Here is a 26326-nt window from a genome sequence, read left to right as displayed (position 1 = left end):
GTGCAGATGGCAACGGCGGGGACGAAGATGCGCAACCGTCATTGCTCACTCGACAAGATCCGCCGCCATATCCACATCGTCAAGCTGCCCGGGAGGCGCGGCTTGAGCTTCGGCCTGCGCCTGGCGCTTCTTGCGCTGCCGGCGCGAGGGCTTGATCTCGCTGGGCACGTTGATCTTGGCCTGATCGAGCAACCGGTTGGCCTCGGCCAGCCATTCGCGGCCGGCGTTGGCGTAGGCCTGCGAGAACGCTTCGAAGATTTCGTACAGCGGAGTGATCTGCGGCTGCAGCTTCGGCAGCTCTTCTTCTAACTCTGCGGTACGAAGTTCGAGTTCGCTGATGTGACGGTCGCGCTCGAACCACTTTTCGTCCTGGGCGACGGCGAACGTGCGCCACTCCTTCTCGACTTGTTCGCGGAAGGCGTCCGCGGCGCGTTTGGCTCGTTCCTCGGCGTCGCGTTGGATCTCGAACAGCTCGTTGATGCGCACCTCGAGGCGCTCTTGGAAATCTCGCAGCGCGGCGAGTTCGCGCTTCACTTCCTCGCGCAACTGGATGAAGCCGGTCACCTGCTGGGCGACTTCTTCAGCGCGCACTTTCATCCGCTCGATGAGTTCGGCGTATTCCGCAAACTGGCGTTCACGGCGGATGTCGGCCACGCGCTGGGCCTCGATGAGCTGGCTCTGCGCCTCCAGCAACTTGGCCGCTTCCTCGATCTCGGTTTGCTTGCGGCGGATCGCCTCGTCCAGCAGGAGCAAACGCGGCGGGAGTTGTTCGATCTTCTTCTTGATCTCGGGAATTTCCTGTTCCAGAGCAGCGATGCGCTTGGCATCCTGGCGACGTTGCTCCTCGAGGAAGGGGAGCTGTGTCGTTAGCTGGTCGAAGCGCCGGTCTATCTCCAAGACCTGCACCTGCACGCGGCTGATCATCTCGGCCAGGCGGCCTTCCTCGGCCTTGCGCGCCTCGATCTGCTCGGCGTAGCCGGCGTAGAGCTTGCTCTCTTTCTTCAGCTCGTTGAGCTGGCGCACGATGGACTCGATCTCGATCTGCCGGGTGCGCGCCAGTTCGCGCTCGGCCTTGGTGCGCTGATCCTCGATGCGCGCGATGATCTGGTTGAACTCCTCGCGCAACTGCTCCGTCGCGGACGTCCAGCCCATGGCGCGCGAGAGTTGCAGCTTCACCTCGTTGAGCATGGCTTCGAGCGACTGGGCATAGCGCGCGCGCGCTTCGGCCTCGCGCAAGAGGCCGTCCACCCGCTCTTGCAACTGGATGATGAGGGCGCGATCTTTGCGCCGTTCCTCGTCAATGAATTGGACGAGCTTGGTAAGTTGGGTCAGGTCCATGTCTCTTCACAAGGGCGCGCGAACGCGCGGCGCTCGCGCTATTGGTGTTGCCACATTCGCCCGCCGTCCAGCATGATGCAATCGCCGTTGATGAACTGCGGGCCGGTGAGCAAGAACAGGACGATTTCGCCGACCTGCTCGGCCGTGCCAAGCGCCCGCAGCGGGTTGGTCTTGCGCAGCGCCTGCCATTGCTCCTCGGTGTAATCCGGCGGCTTCAGGATCGGTCCGGGGCAGATGGCATTGACGCGCACCTTGGGGCCGAAGTTAAGCGCCTGTGCGCGCGTGAGCGCCAAGAGCGCCGCCTTCGATATGCCATGGGCGACGTATTCGCGCCACGGGAAGAAGGCGCCCTCATCCACGATGTTGATGATGTTGCCGCGCACGCCCTCGCCTGTATCGTCCATCATTGCCCGGGCGATCACCTGGCTGAGCACGAACGGCCCCTTGACGTTGACGTCGAAAGCTTTGTCGAAGTCGGCCTCGGTGGTGGAGAAGTAATCGTTCGGGACGAAGCTGGACGCGCTGTTGATCAAGATGTCCACCTTGCCGAAGTGCGCCAACGCACGTCGGCCGAGTTCGGCTGCCTGGTTCCAATCGGCCATGTCGGCCTGGTGCAATAGCGCGCGCCGGCCCAACGCCTCGATCTCGCGCGCGGTCTTCTGCGCCGCATCTGCGCTGGCGCCGTAGTGCACGACGATATCGGCGCCTTCCTGAGCCAGCATCAACGCAATCACTTTGCCGACGCGATGCGCGGCGCCGGTCACCAAAGCCACCTTTCCTTGCAGTCTCATGCGCTTGCCCTCACCGAAACTTCTCCAAGAAATTCGGTTTGTGGTGGAATGTTATACTGATTTTAGATGCTGAACGAGATCGTCGAGCGCATCCGGCGTAATCACGCCCTGGAACATGCCACGCTGCACATCCTAGAAGCCCAACAGCCTAACCTGCGCGCGGGCGGCCGAGCCACTTGGCAAGGGTTCTATCTTTATGGCGACCTGCCGGACGAAGCGACAGTACGCGCCGCAGTGAACGAAGCGATCCGGCGTATGAAAGCCGGTCAGCGCGAGCTGGCCATTCATCCCCGTTGTGGCACAAATGTGGTCACGGCGGGCGTCTTGAGCGGCGCGCTGGCCATGCTGGGCATCCTCGCCAGCGGCAAACGTGCGCCTTGGTATGTGCAACTGCCGAATGCCATCCTCGGTGCGATGATCGGCGCATTGTTGGCCCAGCCGCTGGGTCCCTGGATGCAGGCGAAGGTGACGACCTCGGCGGAGATGAACGGCGCATGGGTGCGCCGCATCCGGAGCAGCCCAACAGGACGCCTGATCGCGCATTTTGTCGAAACCGATCATGAGCCATCGTCCTGAGCGCAGCTAGGGCGCGCCCAGTTTCTCCAGCATGCGCCTGGCGTCGCGGTCGTAAGGATCGGCCAGCACAGCCCGGCGAAAAGCGGCGATGGCCAGCTCAATCTCGCCCCGATCTCGGTGAATCAGGCCGATGTTGTAGGCTACGCTGCGCGCCAGCGGGTCTATCTCCAATGCGCGGTTGAAGGCTGCCAGTGCGCGTTGCTGGCGTTCGTCGGTGGCAGTAACCGGATTGCCCAAGTAGGCTGCGCCCAGATTGATCCACAACTGCGCGTTGTCGGGCGTGCGCGCAACCGCGCGCTCCAGCACCGACACGGCCAGTTTGTGCCTGCCGGTCATGATGTAGGCGCCGCCCAAGTTGAGCGCCGCGTCAGGGTTGTCCGGCTTGAGCTTGTGCGCCCGCTCTAAGAAGGGCAGCGCATCCACTGGTTTGCGCTGGCTGAGCAGTTGTGTGCCCCGAAGCAGGCTTTCGCGGAATTGCTGCTCATGACGACGCTCCAACCAAGCATTCAGGCGTTCTTGCTCGGAGTCGTGGGTCGGGTCAGTCATCGGGATGGGATCGGGCGTCGCGAATGTTGAGGGATATTAGAAGCCCTCGAGCTTGCTCAGGTCGGCGATGTCATCGGCCTGAGCGACGATGCGCTGCAACAACGCCAAGCGCGACGCGCGCAGGCGTGGATCTTCGGCCATCACCAACACCTCGTCGAAGAAGCGGGTGATCGGGACGACGAGAGATTGGAGATTAGAGATCAGCGATTGGGCATCCGCGGGCTTTTCGAGGCGCGCCACAGCCTGCGCCAACGCTCGCGCGGCCGGCTCCGGATCCTCGGCGATGTCGCTCGGCGCACGCGCCTGGGTTCTGACGATGCGGGCGCAGCGTGCGTATGCGTCCAGCGTCGCCGGCCAGTCCTCGCGGGCCAATGCCGCGCTCAACTGGGCGAGAAAACGCCTGGCGCGCGCCGGATCGTCGCCGGCGGCGGCGATCACGGCTTCGACTGCATCGTGGCGATAGCCCTCGTCGAGGAATTGTTGGCGCTCGCGGTCGAGGATGAAGCGATGCGCCGCTTCCAACGCCTCGACGTTCGGGGCGATGGGGAGCTGCGCCATGGCGGCTTCTAAGCCGGCGCGCAGCGAGAAGGGGCTGTCGCCGGCGATCAGATTCTGCACCACGCCGATCGCAGCGCGGCGCAGCGCAAATGGGTCGGCGCTGCCCTTCGGTGCCAGCCCGACGGCAAACAGGCCGGCGATGCTATCGAGCTTGTCGGCCAGCGAGACGACCAGGCCGGCGGCGGTCTTCGGCGTGGCATCACCGGCGAAGCGCGGCAGGTAGTGCTCGAAGATCGCCTCGGCCACGGCGTCTTTGTCTTCATCGTCGCTGGTGCGCCGGTGATACTCGCGCCCCATCACGCCCTGCAGCGCCGTGATCTCGACCACCATGCTGGTGGCGAGGTCGGCCTTGCACAGCCGGGCAGCCTTGCGCGCAATTTCCAACTCTGCGCTCCCCACGCCCAACTGCGCTCCAAGCGGCACCACGAGTGCCTCGATGCGCCGGGTCTTGTCCAGCATCGAGCCGAGCTTGGCCTGGAACGTGATCGTGTCGAGGCGCGGTAGGTAGGCCTCGAGCGGCTTGCTGAGGTCTTGGCGGAAGAAGTAGGCGGCGTCGGCGAAGCGGGCGCGCACCACATCCTCGTTGCCCTTGCGCACTTCGTCGAGGTGCGCATCGCTGCCGTTGCGAACGGTGACGAAGTAGGGCAACAGCGCCTCGCCATCGGCGCGCAGCACGGTGAAGTAGCGCTGCTTCTTGCGCATCACCGCGGTCAGCACAGCCGAGGGCAGCGCGAGGAATTCCTCTTCGAATGTGCAGAGCACGGCCGTCGGCTGTTCGACCAGGTCGGTCACTTCGTCGAGCAGGTCATCGTCGTGGGCAACGCGCCCACCGACGCCGTCTGCTGCGGCCTCGACCTGGCGGGCAATCTCGGCCCTGCGTGCCGCGCGGTCGCCGATGATATGGTGCTGGGCGAGGAGTGCCGGGTAGTGGTCGGCGTGTGCTACGGTGAACGGCGGCGAGCCTTCACCGCGCGGGCCGAAGCTGAGGTTGCCGCTTTGCACGCCGGCAAACGCAAACGGGATGACCCGGTCGCCCAGCAAGGCGACGATCCAGTTGATCGGGCGCGAAAAGGCGACGTTACTGGCGTTCCAGCGCATGGTCTTCTCGAAGGTGATCTTGCCGAGCGCCTGCGGCAACACCTGCGCCAGCACCTCAAGCGTGGGTCGGCCGGCCTCGCGTTTGCGCGCATACACATACGCGCTGCCGGCATCCTCTTGCACGACCAATTCGCGCGGTTCAAGGTTGAACCGCCTGGCGAAGCCGATCGCCGCCTGCGTGGGGTTGCCGTCGTTGTCGAAAGCTGTCCTGGCCGGCGGGCCTTTAACCATCTCATCAATGTCGCGCTGCACGGGCGCAACATCCCTCACCAACACGGCCGTGCGGCGCGGCGTGCCGATCAGCATGGCTTCGCCGTGTGCGATGCGCGCCGCGTCCAGCGCCTCGACGACGTAGCGGCCGAGCTGCTCCTGGCACGCGGGCACGTCGCCGGCGGGGAGTTCTTCCGTGCCCAGCTCGACGAGCAACGTTTGGGGTTCGGCGAGGGTCGGCGGGGCGACGACCGGAGCCGGCTCAGCCTGGGCCTCTCGCCCTCCGCCCTTCGAGAGCCAGGGGAAGCCGAGTCGCTCGCGTTGCGCGACGTATGCCAACGCGATTTCGCGCGCCAGGTCGCGCATGCGGCCGAGGTAGCGCTGGCGCTCGGTCACGCCGATGGCGCCGCGGGTGTCGAGCAAGTTAAAGGTGTTGGAACATTGCAACACGTAGTCGTGCGCCGGCAACACCAGCCCCTGCGCAATCGCGCGCTTGCCCTCGCGCTCGTAGATGTCGAACAGCTCGCGCAGCGCATCCACATCGGCGTGGTGGAACGCATACCCGCTGCGCTCTTGTTCGTCGGTCAGCTTCACATCGCCGTAGGTGCGGTCGGCGCTCCATTTCAGGTCGAACACGTTGCGCGCGCCCTGCTGCGCCATGGCGATGCGTTCCAGGCCGTAGGTGATCTCCAGGCACACGGGGTCGAGCGTGATGCCGCCGACTTGCTGAAAGTAGGTGTACTGGGTGATCTCCAGGCCGTCCAGCCAGACTTCCCAGCCCAAGCCCCATGCGCCGATGGCCGGCTGAGCCCAGTTGTCCTCGACGAAACGCACATCGTGGCGCGCCAGGTCTACGCCGATGGCGCGCAGGCTTTCGAGATACAGCTCCTGGGAGCGCTCCGGCGTCGGTTTCAAGATGACCTGGAACTGGGTATGGGTGTAGAGGCGGTTTGGGTTCTGGCCGAAGCGGCCGTCATCCGGCCGCACCGACGGCTCAACATAGGCCACGTTCCACGGCTCGGGGCCGAGCACGCGTAGGAAGGTGGCCGGGTTCATCGTGCCTGCGCCGACGACCTGGTTGTAAGGCTGCCAGATCAAGCAACCTTTGGACGCCCAGAATGCCTGCAACGCCAGGATGAGGTCTTGGAAGGTGTGCATGCAAGCGGAATTGTAGCCAAGTCTGGCGCACACCCTTTGGCGTCGGGCATGCGGGGTCCATGGCGCGACGCTCACGGCCAGTTGTGAGCCGGCGCAAAGCCGGCCTGGCCGTCGTCGGAGGCTATGCGCAGCGCAGCACCTAGCGCCCGGATGGGGACGGCTACCCGCGCGGCTCGGCGGGCAGATCGGGCTGACTCGAATCGAGCACAACCTCGTGCAGTTCCAGTTGATTGGGTGCGCTAAAGGCTTCTTTGGGCAGCGCGCCGCTGCGAGCGTGACCCTGCACAAACTCCGGCGCGCGCACCCAGGCTTCGAAGTGCGCTCGGCTCTCCCAGAACGTCAGCACGATGTATGGGTCGCCGGGATGGACCGGCCGCAGCAATACGTTGCGGATGAAGCCGGGCATCTTGTCCACGAGCCTGGCGCGGTTGCGGAAGTTTTCCTCGAATGCCTCGGCATACTGCGGGTTGACGAAGATGCGGTTAGCAGTGGTGATCATCTTTCACTCCAGGTTGCGATTTCGGGCGAGGCGATGACGTCAATCACGGCGCTGATGCCGGCCGACCGGCTCGCGCCGATGCCGACCGGTGGCAGCACGAACGGCAGCAGGATGTCCGCAGCGTGCCGTGCGTCGAGACGAAGATCGCCGAGCCGGCGAAGAGGCGGTCGCCGCGCTTGACGTCTTCGGCGAGCGGAGAGTTGGCATCCGTTGACATACTCGCACTATACGAACCTCTCCTGTGTGAGCGATGAGCGGGCGCTGCCTTCGTTACTCACATCGGTTTAGGAAGCAGAGGCCGACCGCGCCGGCGCGAACGCCCGGCGCATCTGCAGATGTCGCGCCAAGAAGAAGCTGCCGATGACGAAAACCGCCGCCGCGGCTTGCAAGGTCAGCCCCTCCACCGTGGCATATGTGCCAAACCAGATGCCGAACCAGTACGGCAAAGGCAGCCAGCGGATCGGCGTGAGCGGCAACCAACCGACCATCTGCATGATGTGCACAGTGTTGCCCACCATCACCACCAACACGAAGCCGATCATCACGCCGGTGATGATCAGCATCTTCATCACCGGCAAGCGCACTTGCAACGCGAAGATAGCTAGGCCGATCAGCGCGACGCACAGCAGGCCGACGCCTGCGCCGGCCAGCACAACTGCCGATCCTCCTTCGAGCGTAAGCGCCTGCAAAAACAGCGCCGTCTCGAAACCCTCGCGATACACGCTGGCAAACCCCAGCAGCAGCAATCCGGCGAACTGCTGCGTGCTGCCCTTGACGATGTGCTGCTTTTGCTTGTGAAAGTTAGCCATCCATCCCGTCCAATACACGTCGTGAAAGAACCAGTTGGTGATCAGCAACAACACGCCGATTGCAACCAGTGAGACAACCGCTTCTAGCTTTTCGCCGAAGCTGGCGAAGAGCGAGAGTGTGCTGCGCAAGATCAGCCATGTAGCGACCGAGGCGATGACGGCCAGCGCCGTGCCAGCCCACATCGGCCGGCGCAGGTGACGGTTGGCCGCTGTGCGAAAGCTGGCCATCAGCGCGGCCAGGATGAGCACTGCCTCTAATCCCTCGCGCAGGACGATGATGCCGCTGTTCAGCGCGATGGCCGTCGGCGAGTTGTTTCCGCGCAGGGCTTCCTGCGCCTGTCGGAGCCGCGCGTCGAGCTGGCGGCGCGCCGTGCGCACTTCTGCTGGCGATGCTTTGCGCTGCAACAGCGCGGCCAGCCCTTCGCCACCTTCATAGCCGAACCAGAACAGGCCTTCGATGGGCGTCTTCAGGTGCGGCGCAAACGCCGCGATGCGCGCCTCCGGACCGCTCTCGAGGATGGCGTAGGCCTCGACGCGCGCCGCTTCAGCCAGCACGTACTCGCCCTGCTTTACCGCTTGCTCCATCTGGTCGAGCGCCGTTGCTACCACATCAAAGTCGGCGGCGGCATCCTGCTTCAACCACTCCGGCGGCATGACTTCGCCCAGCAGCTCGACAAGCCGACTGCTATCGGCGCGCAGCGCGTCGGGGGCAACCGTCACGCGGTGCACACTTGCGCTGGCAATCGCCCCTCCGATGCGCTCAAGCAATGTGCTCGCGTGCTCGGTGCGCGTCGGGTCGCGCGTCTCCAGGACATCGCGGAGATCGTTGAAGGCGGCCAGCGCGCCTTCGTAGAAAGTGGCCGCCTCGCGGATCTCCAAGTCAACTGCAACCTCGCCGTTGCGAATGCCGCGTCCGTATTCGATGGGCACGAGCTTGAGGTAGCGCATCATCTGGCCGGCGCGGCGCACCTGCTCGGCAGGGGCGAGCGGGGCAGCGCGAAAGCCGCGCAGCATGGCCTGAATGCGCTGTGTCGCTGGCGCGATCTCGCGTCCTTCCAGCGCTGCCTGGTTCAGCGCCTCAAACGCTGCCTGCGCCTCGGCCAGCGCTGCCGCGCCGCGCTGGCCGCGATAGGCCGGCGCCAAGATGTCGAAGTAGCCGGCCGCCAACGCCGCCAGTTCGGCCTGCCGCGCGGCAAAACCCCGCGCGTGCGCATTGGCGACGTCGTTCAGCGCTGCCGACATGCGGGCTTGATAGGTGTCGAGCAGGTCGGCCTTAAAGGCTTGGATCGCCGATTCGGTGCTCATTGCGCCGCGCGCCAGGCTTTCCAGTGCCAGCGTCGCCTCGGCGCCGGGCCGGGCGAAGCGCGTTGAGCGCCGGAACTCGCGCAGCGGCAGCCACAGTCGCGCCGTCTCTATGTCCCCTTTGCTTACAGCGTCTAGGGTAATGTGGTAGCCGGCTTGCAGTAGCGCCGTCCAGATGCCGGCGCGCGCCTGCGCATAGCGGGCCAAATGATCGCTGCTTAGCGCCTCGATGGCACCGTCGAAGCATCGCATGATGAACGCGTCCGGAGCTGGCGCATGAGCAGCGACCACGGGCACCAGGTTGCGCAGGTAGGCTGTACGCGCCTCCTGAACTCGTGCAGCGGCCGCTTCGCGATCCGGCTCGACCTGGGCAGCGACTAGCGCGCTGCGAATGTCCTCTGCGACATCTGCTGGTGGGCGGGATTGTGTCGCCTGTGCGCTCGCGCCGGATAGCGCAAACACGATCGCGAGTCCGCCTGCGGCACTCGCCCGGACGATGCAGGCGAATGTGCGCGCGACGCTTCTAAACTGCATGGCAAGTCACTGCTCGATCTTGACGCCCAGACGCGCGGCCATTTGCGCGATCTGTCCAGTGATTGCGTCGGCGCGGTCTTGCGCCTCTTTGCCAAGCACGTCGGCCTCTTCGGGCTTGAAGCGCTTCCCGCCGCTCTCTTGCTTGTGCACGCCGGCAACGAATGCCTTCAGGTCCCTCAAGCCACGACGAATGGCGTCATCTTGCGCTGTGTCCACGCCGCGGATCATCGGGCTGATGTTGTCGTGCACGACGAGCAAACTGCTCAGGATGTCCTGGATGTCGGCCAGGCGAGAGATCGCCACGAAGTCGCGCTGGGTGCTGGCCTCGCCAGAGACGAAGCGCGAGTTCTTCCACGAGTCGAAGTATTCGCTCATCGTCGGCACCATCACCACCAGCGCAGTAAAGGCGTCGGACTCGGTCGGTGTCCACGCGCGCGCTGCCTCGGCCAGCTCGCCGGCTTGCTCATCCAGCGCGTCCACGCCCCCCTTGAGCACGTTCGCGTCGGGCAGCGACTCGCCAAACGCAATTTGACCGTCACCGTTGAAGTCGAACTGGCCGGGGACGCGGAAGGCTTCGAAGGTGCCCCACAACGTGCTTTCGGTGACGCCGAACAAGTTGCCCGGCCTTTCCAGCACGCGCCCATCGGGCAGCGTCACGTCAATCGGCGCCGGGTCTTGTGGGTCTTCCTCTTTGCTCGCGCCGGCATCCATGATCATGTCGAACTCGGCCAGCGACGGCGTGCCGGCGACGATGCCTTCCATTTGCTCATACAGCGGCGAGGCGACCATCCACTGCTCACGCGCGGTTTGGATCAGCCCGATCACCTCATCTTTCTGCGTGGCGAACAGCGCGGTGTAGTCGAAGTTGGCCTCCTTCGCTAGCGCATAGTAACGATCGCTGGTCTCTTTGAGCGCTCTGGTCGCTTGCTTGAGCTGGCCAGTCTTCTCGAGCAAGTAAGACTTGATGCCACTCAGATCGGCCGATGTGTTGGGTGCTGAAGGTGGCTCAGGGGGGGCAACGACCGGCGGCGCGGTGCATCCGGCGATCGTCAAAGCCATCGTTGCGGCAACAAAAGGCGGAAAGTATCGGCGAAACTGGAACATGCGAGCACTATAAGCAGACGCCCGATGCACATCAATGCCGGGTGTTCAAGTGGGGGCTTTGAGGGCCGAGCGAGCAGGTTTTCAAGCCGGCGAAAATTCGAGTTGCCAGGAGTAAAACGGCATAGTTGGCAGCCTGTCAACTTTTCGTTGAATTCGAGATTACGTCAGGAATTGATGCACGGCGCTTCACGACCTGCGACATCGTTGTTACATTACCGGCCTTAGATGCCGGGCACGGATGGGCCTTCCGCAGCGTCACATGCAACGCAAATGTTGCTGAAAGAGGTGTTGCTGCAGTCGCTAGAATACAAACGCGTCACGCTGGGTAGGTTGGGCGAACAGCTAGGCGTCAGTCCGCCGGCTGTTTCGCGGCGCGCGCAACAGTTGGTGCGCCGTGGTTATCTGGAGCGCGACGGCGCGTGTGGGCTACGCTTGACCGGTGCCGGGTTGAGGATCGCGCTCGATGCGCTGCGCAAGCAGGAGATCTTCGAGGCCTATCTGGTGCGCGAATTCGGCTACCGATGGGACGAGGTGCGCCCTGCGGCTGCCGGCGCACTGCGCATGGACGACGATCTCATCGAACGCATGTATGCGCAGATTGGCCGACCGCTGCGATGTCCGCACGGCCTGCCCATCCCTGCGCGCGATGGACGCTTTCAGTTGCCCCAAGCTGTGCCGCTGAGCGAATGGCCGTCAGACCAACCCGCGGTCGTGAGTTACGTGCTGTCGAGCAATCGCGAGATGCTGCGCTACCTGGCCGAGCTGGAGCTGATGCCCGGCGTATACCTGGCTTCGGTCACCCGCATCCCATTTGGCGATTCGATCAAGGTGCAGATCGAGCGTGACCGCTCGACGCGCGAACACGTCGTTGGCGCGGCGCTGGCGCGAATCGTCTTCGTGGAGGCCGCGCCCGCGCCCAGAGCGAGGCCGCCTTTGTCCACTAACCACTAACAACTACAATCGCGCTATGCGCAAACTCGACCTGCTCACGCCGGCGGATGCCGTGGCGAGGCTGAACGCCGCGCTCGACGCAGCCGGCTATGGGCCGGCGCGCAGCGGTGCCGCAACCGAAACCGTGCCCACAACACAGGCGCGCGACCGCGTGCTGGCGCGCGATGTCGTCTCGCCTATCCCCATGCCGGAGTTCCGCCGCAGCACGGTGGACGGTTACGCCGTGCGCGCCGATGCCACGCCGGGCGTGCTGCGCGTGGTCGGCGAGGTGCGCATGGGCGAACTGGCCCCGTTCGCCGTCCGACATGGCGAGGCGGCGCTGGTGCACACCGGCGGCAACCTGCCCGAAGGCGCCGACGCCGTCGCGATGCTGGAGGACACCGTGCCGCTGACGCTGGACGACCGGCGACAAGCCGAGCCGGCCGATGGTTCGTTGCCTGCCGTCCTCGTCCGGCAGTGGAAGATCCAGACCAACAAGAAGCTGGCCCCGGGAGAGAACGTGATCCAACCGGGTGAAGATGTGAAGGCTGGCGAGGTCGTCGTCCGTGCAGGCATGCGCCTGCGCGAGCAGGAGATCGGCGGGTTGCTGGCGCTGGGCATCACGCAGGTTGAGGTCATTCGCAAGCCGCGCGTGGCGTTGATAGCCAGCGGCGACGAGTTGGCGCCGGCGGAAGCCGAGACGCGCCCGGGCCAGGTGCGCAATATCAACGCGCCGATGCTCGCGGCGCTGGTCGCGCGCAACGGTGGCGAGCCGCTCGACTTCGGCATCTTGCCCGATGTGCGCGCGGCATTCGAGGCAGCGGCGCAGCGCGCGATGCGCGAAGCCGACATGGTGATCTTCATGGCCGGCAGCAGCGTGGGCGAGCGCGATTTCGTGCCCGACGTGGTCAATGCGATGGGCGAGCCGGGCATCCTCGCCCACGGCATTCTGTTCCGCCCCGGCAAGCCGACGCTGTTCGCCGTGTGCGACGGCAAGCCGGTCTTCGGGCTGCCGGGCAACCCGATCAGCGCCTTGGTGACCGGGATGCTGTTTGCCATGCCGGCGCTCTGGCGCATCCAAGGAGCGCTCAACCCGCCCGAGCCGCGATTCATCCGCGCCGCGCTGGCCAGCGAGATGAAGTCGCCAAGGGATTTGGAGCATTGGTTCCCGGTGAGACTAGCGATTTCGGCATCTCCAATCCCTAATCTCCAATCGCTCCCATCAGCAGAGCCGATCTCGACCAAGTCCAACCTGATCTTCGGCCTGGCGCGCGCCGATGGGATCGCCTGTGCGCCGATCGGCGTAGACAATCTTGCGGCGGGAACCGAAGTAGACGTGAGGCTGTTCGATTGATCGCCGGACGAGACGGCTACTGTTGCAGCTCGAGTACCTGCGCCGCCTCTTCCAGCAAGCGCCGGCTGGCGTCGTAGGTGATGATGGCGCGTGCTTCGTCGTATGTCGCCCACTTGTAGTCCTGCACTTCCGCCGCCTGCAAGCGCACGCGCGGGTTGTGCACGATGCCGAGGAAGTAGCGCACGGTCTTGGCGACCGTCTGGCGCGGATTGTCCCATGCAGTCTTGGTGTAGTTTTCTTCAAAGACCGGCTCGGGGTAGAGTGTGACGTCGCGGATGCCGGTCTCTTCGCGCAGCTCGCGCCGCGCGGTTTCCATCTCACTCTCACCCGGTTGTGCATGACCTTTGGGGAAGGCCCAGTGCCCGCTGTTGTGTCGGATGAGGAGGAAGTAGGTTTGGCCGTCTTTGCGATAGACGGGAATCACGCCGAAGGATCGTTCTATAGGCTGCGATGACATGCAGAGAATGATACGGGAAGACGGCTGAACGCAGTGCTTCAATCTGCTAGCTGCCTTGCGAGATGAGCAGCTTCTTCTGCCATTTGCAACGCACGCTTAGCAGCGGATTCGTCAAAAATTTCCCACGGTGTTCGTCCCAGCACGGTATCGCCGTAGTCGCTCTTGGCATGCACATCGGCGCCAAGCAGCTCTGCCTTATCCACCAACTGGCGGACGATCTCGTGCACTTCTGCAGGGAAGGCGCCACGCACCAAAGCCTGCCGCAGCGGGATGTCGGGCGCGTGAGTGTGACCGACCGGACCGACCAGCGCTAGGGCAGCCTTCGCGCTGTTCTCAACGATAAGCTGGCTGTTGTCCACACAGGATCGCCAGCGACTCAGTTCCAAATCTTGCCGCGCCTCCGACAGGAATCCCTCGACCAGCTTCATGCGATACGTGTACTCGTCATTGATTCGCATAGATGGACGCATTCGCCGGCCACTGAAGAGGACGGTAGGAAGCAGGAGATCGTACATGCCAAATATCTCCTGCTGCTGTTCTCTCGCGCTGCAACCCCGCATCTGTAATCAGCCGGCGAATCAACTCGATGCGATTGGCTGCGTAGTCGTCGGTGTCGTGAAGCAATCTACCATCCAGTGCGATGTCGAGGTACAAGGGTGGCAGCGCCTGTTCGAACTCGGATGGAGTCTTGGAGATGATGGAGACCATGCCACGGATCTCATCCGGCAACATGCGCTTGAGCATGAAATGCCGGTCTAGATAATCCGCCGGCAAATCCCGTGCGATCACGAGCAGGTCCCAGTCGCTGTCCTCTCGGGCGTCGCCACGCGCTCGAGAGCCGAACAGCACGACTGCCACCAGCGCGTCGCCCAGGCCGCGGCGCAGCGCCTGCACTGCCTGTTGCGCTACGTCTTGCTCGGCGCGTTCGTCTGCCATCGCGCATATTCTAAACGCGCGCCGGCTTTGCCTCACCCTCTGTTAATATTGGGCTGCCGGAGATCACCCTGCGCACGCCGTGACACTGACCGCACCCGCCACGACACACCCGACTGCCGACGCTCCGCTCCCTGCCGGCCTGCGCGGCTACGCCGTGCTGCTGCGCCGCAACCCGAACGCGCGTAACCTATGGCTGGCCCAGGTCGTCTCGCAACTGGGCGACTGGTTCAACACCATCGCGCTGCTTGGCCTGCTGGTCGAGCTGACCGGCAACCCGGCCGCCGGCAACCTGATCAGCGTGGCGCAAATCGTGCCGGTCGCCGTCGCCAGCCTGTTCCTCACCGGCGTCGTCGCCGACCGCTACGACCGCAAGGCGATCATGGCGATCTCCAGCCTGGCCCGCAGCGCGATCGCGCTGAGCTTCCTACTCATCCGCACGCCGGATACGGCCTGGATCGCCTATGCTGGCACGATCGCCATCGCCATCGGCGCGGCGTTCTATATGCCGGCGGCCTCGGCAGCGCTGCCGAACATCGTCGCGCGGCACGAATTGCCCGTCGCCGCCATGCTGGGCCAGACGACGTTCGCGACCATGCTGTTTGCGGGCGCATTCTTAGGCGGCGCAGTCACCACGCTGTTCGGTCGAGAAGCGGCGTTCATGGCCAATGCGTGTTCTTTTCTGGTGGCTGCGTGGCTGGTGTGGTGCATACGCGCGAACTTCAACGCGCAACACGAGCGGCCGGCGCTCGCTGGCGAAAGCACGCTGCGTGTGCTCACGGAGGGTCTGCGCTACCTGAAGGAAGACCGCTACGTGCGCGTCTACCTGCTCGCTAAGCCGGCGGTCGCTTGGGCGCTGGGGGGCTTCGGCCTATTCGGCACGTATTCGCTCACGATCTACGGCGCGGGCGACTTCGGGACGGCGCTGCTGTTCGCCGGACGCGGGATCGGCGCATTCATCTCGCCGCTGCTCGTGAGCGGCGCGGCTGCGTTGCAAGATGCGCGCCGACTGCATCGCTTCATCGTCGCCGGCATGGGCTTAGTCATCCTGGGCTATTTCCTCTTCGCCTTCACGCGCTCACCGCTGGCGGGCATGCTCTGCGCCGGCATCGCGCATTGGGGCAACGCCTGGGCCATGACGCTCAGCGGGCTGATCGTGCAGGCGCACACGCCGGACTATGTGCGCGGGCGCGTGCTCGCGCTCGATAACGTCGGCTGGGCGGTGGTGTCGGCGCTCTCGAACCTGATCGTCGCCGTGGTCGCGATGCAATTCACACCGCAGGCCGGCGTGCTGTTAGCCGTAGCGCTCACGGTCGTCAGTGTGCTTGGGTGGCTGGCCGGCGCGCGACCCACGACTCAGCCTCCGCGATCGGCGTGATGAGCGACGCCCTGCACATTGGCGATTGTCTGGACATCCTGCGCACCCTGGCCGATGGGTGCGTAGATTTGATTTACCTCGACCCACCGTTCAACACCCACAAGCCGCGGGTCGGGCGCGCTCGCGGCAGGCCGGGCAACGCGGGCTTGGCATACTCCGATGCCTTTGGATCGCCGACCTGCTACATCGCCTACCTGCGTCCCCGCATTGAGGAGATGCGCCGCGTCCTCGCCCCTCATGGCGCGCTGTTCTTCCATTGCGACTGGCGCATGAGCCACCACGTGCGGCTGATGTTGGACGCGGTGTTCGGCTCGGCGCGGTTCATCAACGAGATCATTTGGCGCTACGGCTTGGGAGCCAGCCGCGCCACCCGCCGGCTGCTCACCAAGCATGATGTGATCTTCTGGTATGCGAACGGGCCGAATTACACCTTCAATCTAATTCGCGAGTCGCCGACGCCGGCCATGCTGGCGAAATATGCACACGTTGACGCACACGGTCGGCGCTACATGCTGAGCTACGGCCGGCGCTACTACCTCAAAGGGGGCAAACCGCTGGACGACGTATGGGATATTCCGGCCATTGCGCCGACGTCGCGCGAGCGCGTGGGCTACCCAACGCAGAAGCCGCTGGCATTGTTGCGGCGGATCATCGCGCTCGCCAGTAACGAAGGCGATGTGGTGCTCGATCCGTTCTGCGGCAGCGGCACGACGCTGGTCGCGGCGCAGGCGTTGGGGCGCCGGTGGATTGGCATAGACGCCAACCCACAGGCCATTGCGCTGGCGCGTGCGCGGCTGGCGGCCGGCGCATAGCCAGGCCGGTCCGGACGTCAGAGCCGCACGTGCCCATCGCCTTCGCACACCCACTTGTAGCTGGTCAGCTCGCGCAGGCCCATCGGCCCGCGGGCGTGAATGCGCTGCGTGCTGATGGCGACTTCGGCGCCCAGGCCGAACTGGCCGCCGTCGTTGAAGCGCGTGCTGGCGTTCACGAACACCGCCGACGAATCTATCTCGTTCAGGAAGCGCTCGATCGCTTGCGGGTCGCGCGAGCAGATGCCGTCGCTGTGCTCCATAGTGTGTGCGCGGATGAAGGCGATCGCCTCGTCGAGCGAGTCCACCACTTTCACGCCGAGGATCAGCGCGAGCCACTCGGTATCCCAGTCGGTCGCGTCATCGGCGCGGCGCGCGAACGGGAACTGCGGCCGGAGGATGGCAAACGCGCGCTCGTCGCACCGCAGCTCCACGCCTTTTTCGACAAGGCGCGCCGCGACTTTGGGCAGGAACTCCGCCGCGATGGTCGCCTGCACCAGCAGCGTGCCCAGCGCGTTGCACACCGTCGGCTTGCTGGTTTTGGCGTTGAAGACGACCTCGACCGCCTTGGCCTGATCGGCCGTCTCGTCCACATAGAGATGGTTGATGCCCATGCCGCCGGTGATGACCGGGATGGTGCTGTGCTCACGGCAGAAGCGGTGCAGCCCTTCGCCGCCGCGCGGGATGATCAGGTCTACGTAATCGTTGAGCCGCAGCAACTCCAGGATGCGCGCGCGGTCGGTGTCGGCGATCAATTGGACGGCGTCGGCCGGCAGGCCGACGCGGTCAAGCGTGGCGTGGATGACCGCCGTCAGCGCCGCGTTGCTGTGGATGTTGTCGCTGCCGCCGCGCAGGATGACGGCATTGCCGCTCTTGAGCGCCAGCGCAGCCACGTCGGTGGTGACGTTGGGCCGCGCCTCGTAGATCACCCCTAGCACGCCCAGGGGCACGCGGCGCTTGTGCAGCCGAAGGCCGTTAGGCAGGGTGCGGTGATCGAACTGCTCGCCGACCGGATCGGGCAAGGCAGCCACGGCGCGCACGTCGTTGGCCATGGCCTGTAAGCGCTGCGGGGTCAAAGTTAACCGATCAATGAAATAGGTCTCGACGTTGCGCGCCTTCGCATTCGCCACATCTTGGGCATTGGCGCGCAGGATGTCGTCCTGACAAGTCATCAAGCCTTCGGCGATGGCAAGCAGCGCGGCGTTCTTCTGCGTCGTGCCGGCGCGGGCGAGCTGCTTGCTCGCCGCTTTGGCGCGCCGGCCGATCTCGATTATCTCCATGACCGGAATTATCGCCCGGCGCTACGCCAGCGCATCCGACCGGCAACTGAACTTCGGTATGAAGCCGAACGCTTCCTCGGCGCGCTTGCCGCTGATCAGCGCGTCGTAGCCCTGGATGTCGGCGCGCAGCTCGGCATCGGGGTAGTAGCGCGCGATCAGCTCGCGCGAGGGCAGATCTACATGCGTGTCGCGCGCGGCGATGAACGCCACGGTGTGCGAACCCGCCGGCAGTGGCGCCGTTGCGGCCAGGTAGCACGCCCGCGCACAATCGTGAATGTGCACGTAGTGTGGCAGCGGATAGCGCTCATCAGGTGGGATCGGCTCCGGCAGGCGCGGCCAGCGCTGCACGGTGACCACGTCGGTAAAGCGCAGGCTGACGATGATGAGGCCGAAGTCGCGGGCGAAGTGATCGGCGATCATCTCGCCGGCGTGCTTGGAGAGCGCGTAGTCGCTTTGTGGATCTACGGGATGATCCTCGTCCAGCGGGAAGTAGCGGTAGCGCACCGGCCGGTGCGGCGGCACAGTGTGGTTCACCTGGATGGATGAGGCCCACACCACGCGCGGCACGCCCAGGTGCGCCGCCGCCAGAAAGACGTTGTAGGTGATGGCGATGTTGGTCATGAACGTCTGGGCGTTCGGGAACAGCTTGCTGTCAGGGATGGCGGCCAGGTTGATGACCGCATCGGCGCCATGCACGACGTCGTAGCAACTGCCCAGGTCGGTCAGGTCGGCGGCGATGTATGTGCCGAGGCCGTCACCACGCCCGACGTTATCCACGCCGAGCACCTGCGCACCTTGGCTACGCGCATATTCGACCACCACAGCGCCGATGTTGCCTTTTGCACCGGTGACGACGATTTTCATTGCTCATCTCCTCTTTGCTTCACTGTGAATCATGACAAGCATAGCGTGGGACGAAGCCGAACGCCTGGCGCGCCCGCGCGCGCCCCGAATCGTCCGAGCGGCCGTCGGCTTCCGCCGTCCCTCTGCCCGCCTCACGCCTCGCGCTTCTGGCGATAGACGGCTTCGCGCAGGCCGCGGATATAGCCGATGGCGTAGAGCCGGCCGAACGATGAATAGCCCGCGTGCTCGTTGCTATCGCCCTCGACAGTCGGCACGTGATCGGGGCGCAGCACGCCCTCGAAGCCGATGTCGCGGTAAGCCTCCATGCACGCCAGCATGTCGGTCTTGCCGTCGTCGTGCCAGGCTTCTTCGAAGTGGCGCACGTCGCCCTTCACATCGCGAAAGTGCACGAAGCTGATCTTGCCCTGCCGGCCGAAGTGCCGGATCACCGCCGGCAGATCATCCGTCATCAGCGTGAAGTTGCCTTGGCAGAGCGTGATGGTGTTGTAGTCGCTGGGCACCATGTCCACCACGCGTTGGAAGTTTTCCACGCTGGTGAGGATGCGCCCCACGCCACGCAGCGGTGAAAGCGGCGGATCGTCGGGGTGCGCGCTGAGCTTGACGCCGGCCTGTTCGGCTACGGGCACCATGATCCTGAGGAAGTCCTCGAGGTTTTGCCACAAGTCTTCCTCCTTCACTTCGGGCAGGGGCGGTCCTTTCTCGTAATCGCTCAGGTCGAACGAGGTGACCAACGAGCCGCCGCGCGATGGGGTGCTGGTGCTGGTGCGCGTCCAGTTCATCACGGCCATCCAAGCGTAGCACCACACCGGGATCTCCAGCCGGCCCATGTTCTCGATCAGCGTGATGCACCACTCGATCTCTTGATCTTTGCCCGGCAGGCCGCGCATGATCTTATCCATCGGCGGGCGCGCCTCGATCACAGCCAGCTTGAAGCCGGCATCCTCGTAGCGCTTCTTCATGCGCAGCAGCGGCATGAAGTCGTAAGGCGTCTCGTTCGGCCCACAGTCGCTGGGCAGGGGCAATCCGCCCACGGCATAGTCCACGCCGGCCTGTTTGGCCAGCTTCCACAAGGGCGAAGGATTTGGGGGGAGGTATTCGGCGATTTTGATCATGATGGGGAGTCGGCGCTGCCGGTCTTCTGAGCGTTGAAGTTCACGTCCGGCGCTCCGGCGGTCGCGGGCCGACGTCGGAGAGGTCAATCGGCCGGAAGCCCAGTTGCCACGCCGGCGAATCGGGCGCGAGCGTGAAGTCGAAGTTCGCTGCGTCTTTGAACCCCGGATCGGCCACGATGGAGTGCCGGTCGTTGCCAGTGGCGGCTTGCCACTCTGACAAGTTGAATTTCGGCGCCGGGCCGGTGCGCCCGCTTTGCCGCATGCTGCTCAACACCACTTCGCTGCCCGACGCGTCCCAGAACAGATTGAGATCGCTGATGATGCTGCGCTTCGACAAGTCGTTCGAATAGCCGCCGATGAAGATCGGCTGATCACGGGTGACCACGATGTTGCGCTCGAAGGTGAGCGAAACATGTGATTCGGCGCGGCTGAGCGCGACCTGGCCTTCGCGCCCGAACGCCCAGATGTTGTTGCGCAGGATATTTTCGCGCCCGTAGTGCGTGTGGTGCGGCTGGCTGCTGGTGTTGTAGCACACGTTGTCCTCGACGAGGATATGCGCGCTGCCCTCGTCGAGGTAGATGGCCCAGCCGCCGTAGTTGGCCTTCTCCACGTCGTGGATCAGGTTGCCGCGGATGACCGTGCCGGGTTGCACGCCGAGCGTGTAGATGCCGCCCATGTCGCTCAGCCAGCCCTTGCCCAGGTCGTGGATGTGGTTCTTCTCCAGGCGGTTGTCGCGGCTGACGCTCTCCGCATAGCCCCACACCCAGCCGCATGAGATGCCGCTGTAGTAGAAGTCGTGGATGTGGTTGTGCGCGATGCGGTTGCCGAAGGTGTGCCGGGCCAGAATGCCCACGGCGCTGTGAAACACCTTGCCGCCGTCGTGGATGTGGTTGTCGGTGATGCAGTGGTCGCCGTTGCGACGGCAAAGCGGGCCGCCGGCGTCGGCGCCGCCGAGTTTGATCCCGCCGCCGCCCAGGTCGCCGATGTCGTTGCCGACAATGCGGATGCCCCGACAGCCGTCGCCCAGCTCGATGCCGTAGTAGCCGACGTGCCGCACAACGCAATCTTCGATGGCGCAGCAGCGCGCGCCGGTCAGCGCAAGCGCGCCGGGCAAATGGCAGGCCGCCTGGGGCGAGAGGTCGAACGCGCCCCAATCCGCATGCTCAAAGGTGATCCCCTGGAAGCGCAAGAACTCGACGTAGCGGCCGTGGTCGGGGTCGCCGTCCAGCTTCAGCAACTGCTCCATCGCCGGCGCGTAAGCCTCGACGGTCTCGATGCGTTCGCCGGGCAGCGGCATGTAGTACAGCCGGCCCGTCGCGCGGTCCAAGTACCATTCGCCCGGCTCGGTCAACGCCTCGAAGACGTTGTCCACGTAGTAGCGCGCATAGCGCGGCGTGAAGTCATCGCGCAGGGCGAACACGCTAGGGCGCGTGAAGACCACTTCGCGCGCCTCTGGGTCGTAGGACGCGACGGCCATGCGCTCCTCGACCCAGTAGTGCAGCAGCACCACTTCGACATCGCCGAGGTTGCGCCAGGCGTCAAACTGGCCGGGCGCCGCGATGAACCGATCGCAGCCGTCGAATAGATCGTTGATTGTGGCGTTCTCCAGGCGCACGTTCGCGACGTGCGCGATGCGATAGAAGTCGTCGCGACCGTCGGCGCCCGGCGTAATCTTGGGCAGGCGCGGACGGTGGCGACGTTCGCCGTTGACGAAGAGCTGCCGGAAGGCCCACTTGCCGGCGGCAACGTCGGGCAATTCAGCCATCCAGATTTTGCCCAGCGATGGGTGGATGGGGTGAGCCACAACTTGCCAATCGGAGATGCGCCGACCGCCGCTGAGAACCGGTCGCTCGCCGGGATAGGCCGCGTAGGTCACCGGTGCCGAGTCGTCCGGCGTGAAGACCAGCGGCGCGCTCAATTCATAGCGCCCACCGCGAATCCAGACTGTCGTCGGCCCGCGCCACTCCCCGCGCTGCTTGCGCTGTCTCAACAGGTCGCGCGCGCGACCCAGCGACGCCAGCGGACCGTCGGTTCCTTCAGCGTTGGGATCGGGTCGTCGGCCAGACCAGTTGTCGTGACCATGGGGTGAGACGAAGAGATCATCGCGTTGGAAGATGGACATAGGAAATGCTCCGCACGGGTGATCCTTTGTCGGGCGCAAGACCGCCTCCGCTGCTGTTCAATCCGTCGGCGCCAGTGAGGGGCAGCAAGCATCTCCAAAGGATCATGGTCTGATGATCGCAGCACGCCACGTGAATTATCGCGCGAGGCAAACAAAGCAGCAGCGAACGCGCGCACCCCGGCGAAACCCCTTGCGCCTGCTACACTAGCGCGGGATACCCTGAAGGGGGGCCCTGATGGCACATCAGCAGAAGGGCGCTCAACGCCCCATCGAATTGTATCAAGCAGATACCACCGGATGAGTTGTGATGATGGACATCCAAACCCTTGAAACCTGGCTGTGGGACGCCGCCTGCGCCATTCGCGGGCCGGTGGACGCGCCCAAATTCAAAGACTACATCCTGCCGCTGGTCTTTTTGAAGCGCCTCTCGGACGTGTTCGATGACGAACTCGAGCGTCTCGCAACCAAGTTTGGCGGTGAGAAGAAGGCGCGTGACCTGCTGGAACAGGAACGGAAGCGCGGACCGGTCTCGCTGGTGCGCTTCTACCTGCCCGATCACGCCCGCTGGGAGGCCATCCGCCGCCAGACCGCCGGCCTGGGCCAATATCTCACCGAGGCGGTGCGTGCCGTGGCGCGAGAGAACCCACGCCTTTCCGGCGTGATTGACATGGTGGATTTCAACGCCACCGCCGCCGGTCAGCGCATCATCTCCAATGAGCACCTGGCGGCGTTGATCGAGGTGCTCTCGCGCCAGCGCCTCGGCCTGGACGATGTCGAGCCGGACATGCTCGGCCGCGCCTACGAGTACCTGCTGCGCAAATTCGCCGAGGGACAGGGGCAGAGCGCGGGCGAGTTCTATACCCCGCGCGAGGTCGGGATGCTCATGGCGCGCCTGCTGGAGCCGGAGCCGGGCATGACGGTCTATGACCCGGCCTGCGGGTCGGGCGGGCTGCTGATCAAGTGTCACCTGCGCCTGCTGGAAAAGTACGGCGTGAACGAGAACGGCCGTCGCCACCTGCCTTCTCGCATCGCCCCGTTGCGTCTCTTCGGCCAGGAAATCAACCCGGCCACCTTTGCCATGGCGCGCATGAACGCCGTCATCCACGACCTGGAGGCCGACATCGAAATCGGCGATACCATGCGTCAGCCCGCTTTTCGAGACGCGAGCGGGCGGCTGCAGGCCTTCGACCTGGTGACCGCCAATCCGATGTGGAACCAAAAGTTCGCGGCAGAGTTGTACGAGAACGACCCCTTCGAGCGCTTCTGTTACGGTGCGCCGCCCTCCTCTTCCGCCGATTGGGGCTGGTTGCAGCACATGCTGGCTTCGCTCAACGAGACCGGCCGCATGGCCGTGGTGCTGGATACCGGCGCGGTCAGCCGCGGCAGCGGCAATCAAGGCTCCAACCGCGAACGCGACATCCGCAAGGCCTTCGTCGAGGCGGATCTGGTCGAGGCGGTGCTCCTGCTCCCGGAAAATCTCTTCTACAACACCACCGCGCCGGGGGTGATCATCGTCATCAACCGCCGCAAGCGCCATGCAGGGGAGATTCTGCTCATCAACGCCAGCCAACTCTTTGCCAAAGGTCGGCCCAAGAACTACCTGACCGACGAGCATATCGAGACCATCGCCCGGCTGTATCACGACTGGCGCGCCGAGCCGGGATTGTCGGCGGTCATTTCCCGGGAGGAGGCCGCCCGCAACGATTACAACATTTCGCCCAGCCGCTATGTGAGCACGAACGGCGGCGAGGAGGTCCTGCAGCTGGAGGAGGTGCTGGTGCGCCTGGAGGCGGCCGAGGAAGAGCGCGCCGAGGCCGAGCGGGCGCTGAAGGATGTCATCCAAATGCTGGGATTGAGTGAGTCAACCGATGTCACACGTTGAAAAAGAAGGTGAAACGGTAGAGTTCAAGCGGCAATGGACCGACCGAGCGCTGGAGGATCTGGCAGCCTTCGCCAATACGCGCGGCGGGACCCTTCTGGTTGGCATTCAGGATGACGGCACGGTTGTAGGCGCCGCCGCGGACGACCGGGAGATTCAGCGGATTGCGAACCTCATCGCTGCCCATCTGGGCATCACGCCTGCCATTCGGGTAGCGGAGAGAGAAGGGCGTCCGGTTCTGGAAATTCAGGTGGCGCCGGCAACCGGTCTGGTGGTTTACGGTGGGCGCTATCTCCGTCGGGTGGGCAGCACCAACCGGGATTTTGCGCCGGATGAACTTGCCCGGCATCTCCTGGAGCGATCGGGGCGCACCTGGGACGGCTTGTCCAGCGAGTGGACCCTGAAGGAGATTGACCACGAATCCCTGGCGCACTTTGCCCACCTGGCACGTTCCAGGCTTCCACATCTCGACCCGGAACACCCGGAGCAGACGCTGCAGAACCTGGATCTGCTCACCGACGGCCGGCTCAAGAATGCCGCAGTGTTGCTCTTCGGGAATCGCCCGCAGCGTCTCTTCCCCCTGGCGCAGGTGCGCATCGGCATCTTCCGGGGGACGGAGATTCTGGACAGCCACGACTTCCAGGGCAACCTCTGGCAACAACTGGACGGGGCGATGGAGCGATTCCGGCAGGTGCTCAAGGTGCGCTTTGACATCCGCGTGGAGGAGCTGTCTCTGGAGGGCTTGCAGCGCCGCGAGGTATGGGAGTATCCCCTCGACGCCCTGCGTGAAGCGGTGGTCAATGCCCTGATCCATCGCGATTACACTTATCCGGCAGATATTCAAATTCGTATGGAAGAAGATCGCCTGGAAATCTGGAGCCCGGGCGAGTTGCCGCCGCCGCTCACGCCGCAGGCGCTCTACGGTCCGCACGGCTCGGTGCTGCGCAATCCGCTGGTTGCCCAGGCGTTCTACTTTGCCGGCGTCATCGAGCGCTGGGGCACGGGCACGACGCGCATGGTGCGGCTGTGCCAGGAGCAGGGCTTGCCGCAGCCGGAGTTTCAGAACTGGCAGGGTGGCGTGCGCGTGGTCTTTAGCCAGGACCCCTACACGCCGGAGCGTCTGCGGGCGATGGGCTTGAACGAAAGACAGATTCAGATCATTGCCTTTTTGCGCGGTCGCCCTGGTGCTTCGACGGGCGAACTGCACCGACTGTTCCCGCAGGTCACGGTGAAAACCATCCAGCGTGATCTGCAGGACCTTGTAGACAAAGGCCTGGTGAATGCGGAGGGCGAAAAGAAAGGAAGACGCTATGTCCTGGCTCGATAACGGACATTTATCGGACATATTGGACATCCATGGGGTCGTTTATCTGTCCAAAAATCTGTGGCTGCGGCGGTATTCTCGAGCGGTTTGGCGAGGACTTGGCGATTTTGGCGATTCCTTGGTGATTAGGGGTGGCCGCGATGGATAAGCCGAGCAATCCAGTTTTGGGTAGCGTGCCCGACCTCCCCGAAGGCTACCGCCTGACCGAACTCGGACCCCTCCCAGAGGAGTGGCAGGTGGTGCGGTTGGGGGAGGTGGCTTCAATCCTGATGGGACAGTCTCCACCGTCTGAAACATACAATACTAAAGGCATAGGTTTGCCTTTTTTGCAGGGCAAGGCTGAGTTTACAGAAGTCTATCCAAAACCTACCAAGTGGTGTTCTCGGCCGCAGCGTATCAGTCCTCAAAATGCTATTTTGCTTTCTGTTCGTGCGCCAGTTGGCGATGTGAACATAGCTCCTTTTGATTGCTGCATTGGTCGTGGTTTAGCGGCTATTTCTCCTAAGAATCAATCTGATAACTGGTTTGTATTCTATCTCTTGACTCTATCCAAAAGACGTCTGGAAAAACAAGGAAGCGGCACGACTTTCAAAAGCATCAATCGGGACATAATCGAGAATTTTCTCCTCCCCCTCCCACCGCTCCCCGAACAGCGCGCCATTGCCCATGTGTTGCGCACGGTGCAGCGGGCGCAGGAGGCGAGCGAGCGGGTCGTCGCCGCGCTGCGCGAACTGAAAAAGAGCTTGATGCGCCACCTGTTCACCTACAGCCCCGTGCCCGTAGACCAGGCCGACCGCATCCCCATGCAGGACACCGAACTCGGCCCCCTGCCCGCCCACTGGCAGGTAGTGCGGTTGGGGGAGGTGGCGGAAGTCAAAGGTGGCAAGAGATTGCCCAAAGGCGATAAATTTGCTGAATTCGCTACACCGCACCCTTACATCCGAGTTGTTGATTTCAAGAATAGTTCAATTGATATGTCAAATCTCAAGTTTGTAACAGAAGGGCAACATCGCCTCTTAAGGCGATATATCATAACCAAAGAAGATGTCTACATTTCCATTGCTGGTACTATAGGGCTGGTTGGTACGATCCCCGACGATTTGGATGGTGCTCATTTAACCGAAAATGCGGCAAGGTTGGTTATAGATAAAAACAAAATTGACCAGTTGTTTACTGTATATGCCCTTACCAGCGAGCAGGGGCAGGAACAAATAAACACTCGGGCTACGAAGACATCACAGCCCAAGTTGGCACTAACGCGTATCAAAGAAATTCCTTTTCCCCTCCCTCCTCTCTCCGAGCAGCGCGCCATTGCCTGCATCCTGCAGGCGGTGGATCGGCGGATTGAGGCGGAGGAGGCG

Annotated in this window: 22 protein-coding genes; 8 read left to right on the top strand and 14 right to left on the bottom strand. The window is 64.0% G+C overall.

Annotation, left to right across the window (positions count from 1 at the left end):
- Positions 1–45: 45 nt before the first annotated feature.
- Both GXH28_RS12605 and GXH28_RS12600 read right to left on the bottom strand, forming a co-directional pair.
- Positions 46–1338 (bottom strand): hypothetical protein, encoded by a 1293-nt coding sequence (locus GXH28_RS12605; protein WP_169239390.1) that lies wholly within the window; start codon positions 1336–1338, stop codon positions 46–48.
- Between the two features lie 38 nt (positions 1339–1376).
- Complete coding sequence (locus GXH28_RS12600; protein ID WP_169239389.1) at positions 1377–2129, bottom strand: SDR family NAD(P)-dependent oxidoreductase; 753 nt, start codon at positions 2127–2129, stop codon at positions 1377–1379.
- A gap of 66 nt (positions 2130–2195) precedes the next feature.
- Here GXH28_RS12600 and GXH28_RS12595 point away from each other — a divergent pair, with 66 nt between their 5' ends.
- Entirely contained in the window at positions 2196–2705 is a 510-nt protein-coding gene (locus GXH28_RS12595; RefSeq protein ID WP_169239388.1) for a DUF6391 domain-containing protein, read from the top strand.
- A gap of 6 nt (positions 2706–2711) precedes the next feature.
- On the opposite strand, the gene GXH28_RS12590 is transcribed toward GXH28_RS12595, so the two are convergent.
- The 5 genes from GXH28_RS12590 to GXH28_RS12570 all read right to left on the bottom strand — a co-directional run bounded on the left by GXH28_RS12590 (position 2712) and on the right by GXH28_RS12570 (position 10478).
- Positions 2712–3251 carry a tetratricopeptide repeat protein gene (locus GXH28_RS12590; RefSeq protein WP_169239387.1) on the bottom strand — a complete coding sequence of 180 codons (540 nt, stop codon included), beginning with the start codon at positions 3249–3251 and terminating at the stop codon, positions 2712–2714.
- A 36-nt stretch (positions 3252–3287) separates the two neighbouring features.
- Complete coding sequence (gene glyS / locus GXH28_RS12585) at positions 3288–6275, bottom strand: glycine--tRNA ligase subunit beta (protein ID WP_169239386.1); 2988 nt, start codon at positions 6273–6275, stop codon at positions 3288–3290.
- 160 nt (positions 6276–6435) lie between these two features.
- Positions 6436–6774: an antibiotic biosynthesis monooxygenase family protein gene (locus GXH28_RS12580; protein WP_169239385.1), complete on the bottom strand. Its 339-nt coding sequence runs from the start codon at positions 6772–6774 to the stop codon at positions 6436–6438.
- A gap of 284 nt (positions 6775–7058) precedes the next feature.
- Complete coding sequence (locus GXH28_RS12575) at positions 7059–9419, bottom strand: FTR1 family protein (RefSeq protein WP_169239384.1); 2361 nt, start codon at positions 9417–9419, stop codon at positions 7059–7061.
- A 6-nt stretch (positions 9420–9425) separates the two neighbouring features.
- Positions 9426–10478, bottom strand: a complete 1053-nt coding sequence (locus GXH28_RS12570; protein ID WP_169239383.1) for an imelysin family protein — start codon at positions 10476–10478, stop codon at positions 9426–9428.
- A gap of 315 nt (positions 10479–10793) precedes the next feature.
- Between GXH28_RS12570 and GXH28_RS12565 the strand changes: the two genes are divergently transcribed.
- Both GXH28_RS12565 and GXH28_RS12560 read left to right on the top strand, forming a co-directional pair.
- Positions 10794–11474 carry a metal-dependent transcriptional regulator gene (locus GXH28_RS12565; RefSeq protein ID WP_169239382.1) on the top strand — a complete coding sequence of 227 codons (681 nt, stop codon included), beginning with the start codon at positions 10794–10796 and terminating at the stop codon, positions 11472–11474.
- A 16-nt stretch (positions 11475–11490) separates the two neighbouring features.
- Positions 11491–12807 (top strand): molybdopterin molybdotransferase MoeA, encoded by a 1317-nt coding sequence (locus GXH28_RS12560; protein WP_169239381.1) that lies wholly within the window; start codon positions 11491–11493, stop codon positions 12805–12807.
- A 16-nt stretch (positions 12808–12823) separates the two neighbouring features.
- On the opposite strand, the gene GXH28_RS12555 is transcribed toward GXH28_RS12560, so the two are convergent.
- The 3 genes from GXH28_RS12555 to GXH28_RS12545 are packed head-to-tail and all read right to left on the bottom strand — an operon-like array spanning position 12824 to position 14200.
- A complete protein-coding gene (locus GXH28_RS12555; RefSeq protein ID WP_169239380.1) occupies positions 12824–13264 on the bottom strand; it encodes a bis(5'-nucleosyl)-tetraphosphatase in 441 nt (146 codons plus the stop codon).
- Between the two features lie 38 nt (positions 13265–13302).
- A complete protein-coding gene (locus GXH28_RS12550) occupies positions 13303–13692 on the bottom strand; it encodes a HEPN domain-containing protein (protein ID WP_169239379.1) in 390 nt (129 codons plus the stop codon).
- Between the two features lie 16 nt (positions 13693–13708).
- Entirely contained in the window at positions 13709–14200 is a 492-nt protein-coding gene (locus tag GXH28_RS12545; RefSeq protein ID WP_169239378.1) for a nucleotidyltransferase domain-containing protein, read from the bottom strand.
- 79 nt (positions 14201–14279) lie between these two features.
- Between GXH28_RS12545 and GXH28_RS12540 the strand changes: the two genes are divergently transcribed.
- A complete protein-coding gene (locus tag GXH28_RS12540; protein ID WP_169239377.1) occupies positions 14280–15575 on the top strand; it encodes an MFS transporter in 1296 nt (431 codons plus the stop codon).
- Positions 15575–16387, top strand: a complete 813-nt coding sequence (locus GXH28_RS12535; RefSeq protein WP_169239376.1) for a DNA-methyltransferase — start codon at positions 15575–15577, stop codon at positions 16385–16387. Before GXH28_RS12540 ends, GXH28_RS12535 begins: the two co-directional genes overlap by 1 nt.
- A gap of 17 nt (positions 16388–16404) precedes the next feature.
- Here the strand turns inward: GXH28_RS12535 and GXH28_RS12530 are convergent, their stop codons facing one another.
- The 4 genes from GXH28_RS12530 to GXH28_RS12515 all read right to left on the bottom strand — a co-directional run bounded on the left by GXH28_RS12530 (position 16405) and on the right by GXH28_RS12515 (position 21762).
- Positions 16405–17664: a glutamate-5-semialdehyde dehydrogenase gene (locus GXH28_RS12530; RefSeq protein ID WP_169239375.1), complete on the bottom strand. Its 1260-nt coding sequence runs from the start codon at positions 17662–17664 to the stop codon at positions 16405–16407.
- A 21-nt stretch (positions 17665–17685) separates the two neighbouring features.
- Positions 17686–18528: an NAD-dependent epimerase/dehydratase family protein gene (locus tag GXH28_RS12525; RefSeq protein ID WP_169239374.1), complete on the bottom strand. Its 843-nt coding sequence runs from the start codon at positions 18526–18528 to the stop codon at positions 17686–17688.
- Between the two features lie 131 nt (positions 18529–18659).
- Positions 18660–19640, bottom strand: a complete 981-nt coding sequence (locus GXH28_RS12520; protein ID WP_169239373.1) for a mannonate dehydratase — start codon at positions 19638–19640, stop codon at positions 18660–18662.
- A gap of 40 nt (positions 19641–19680) precedes the next feature.
- A complete protein-coding gene (locus GXH28_RS12515; RefSeq protein ID WP_169239372.1) occupies positions 19681–21762 on the bottom strand; it encodes a right-handed parallel beta-helix repeat-containing protein in 2082 nt (693 codons plus the stop codon).
- Between the two features lie 310 nt (positions 21763–22072).
- Here GXH28_RS12515 and GXH28_RS12510 point away from each other — a divergent pair, with 310 nt between their 5' ends.
- The 3 genes from GXH28_RS12510 to GXH28_RS12500 all read left to right on the top strand — a co-directional run.
- A complete protein-coding gene (locus tag GXH28_RS12510) occupies positions 22073–23644 on the top strand; it encodes a type I restriction-modification system subunit M (protein ID WP_206156839.1) in 1572 nt (523 codons plus the stop codon).
- Complete coding sequence (locus GXH28_RS12505; protein ID WP_169239370.1) at positions 23631–24968, top strand: ATP-binding protein; 1338 nt, start codon at positions 23631–23633, stop codon at positions 24966–24968. Before GXH28_RS12510 ends, GXH28_RS12505 begins: the two co-directional genes overlap by 14 nt.
- A gap of 137 nt (positions 24969–25105) precedes the next feature.
- Positions 25106–26326, top strand: a 1221-nt coding sequence (locus tag GXH28_RS12500) for a restriction endonuclease subunit S (protein ID WP_169239369.1), incomplete at its 3' end; no start/stop codon positions are given.

Origin of the sequence: Candidatus Roseilinea sp. NK_OTU-006 (genome assembly GCF_012931985.1) — a bacterium.
Lineage (GTDB): Bacteria > Chloroflexota > Anaerolineae > J036 > Brachytrichaceae > JAAFGM01.
The sequence above is the reverse complement of the archived record's forward strand: the minus strand, read 5'-3'. Positions and strand labels throughout refer to the sequence as shown.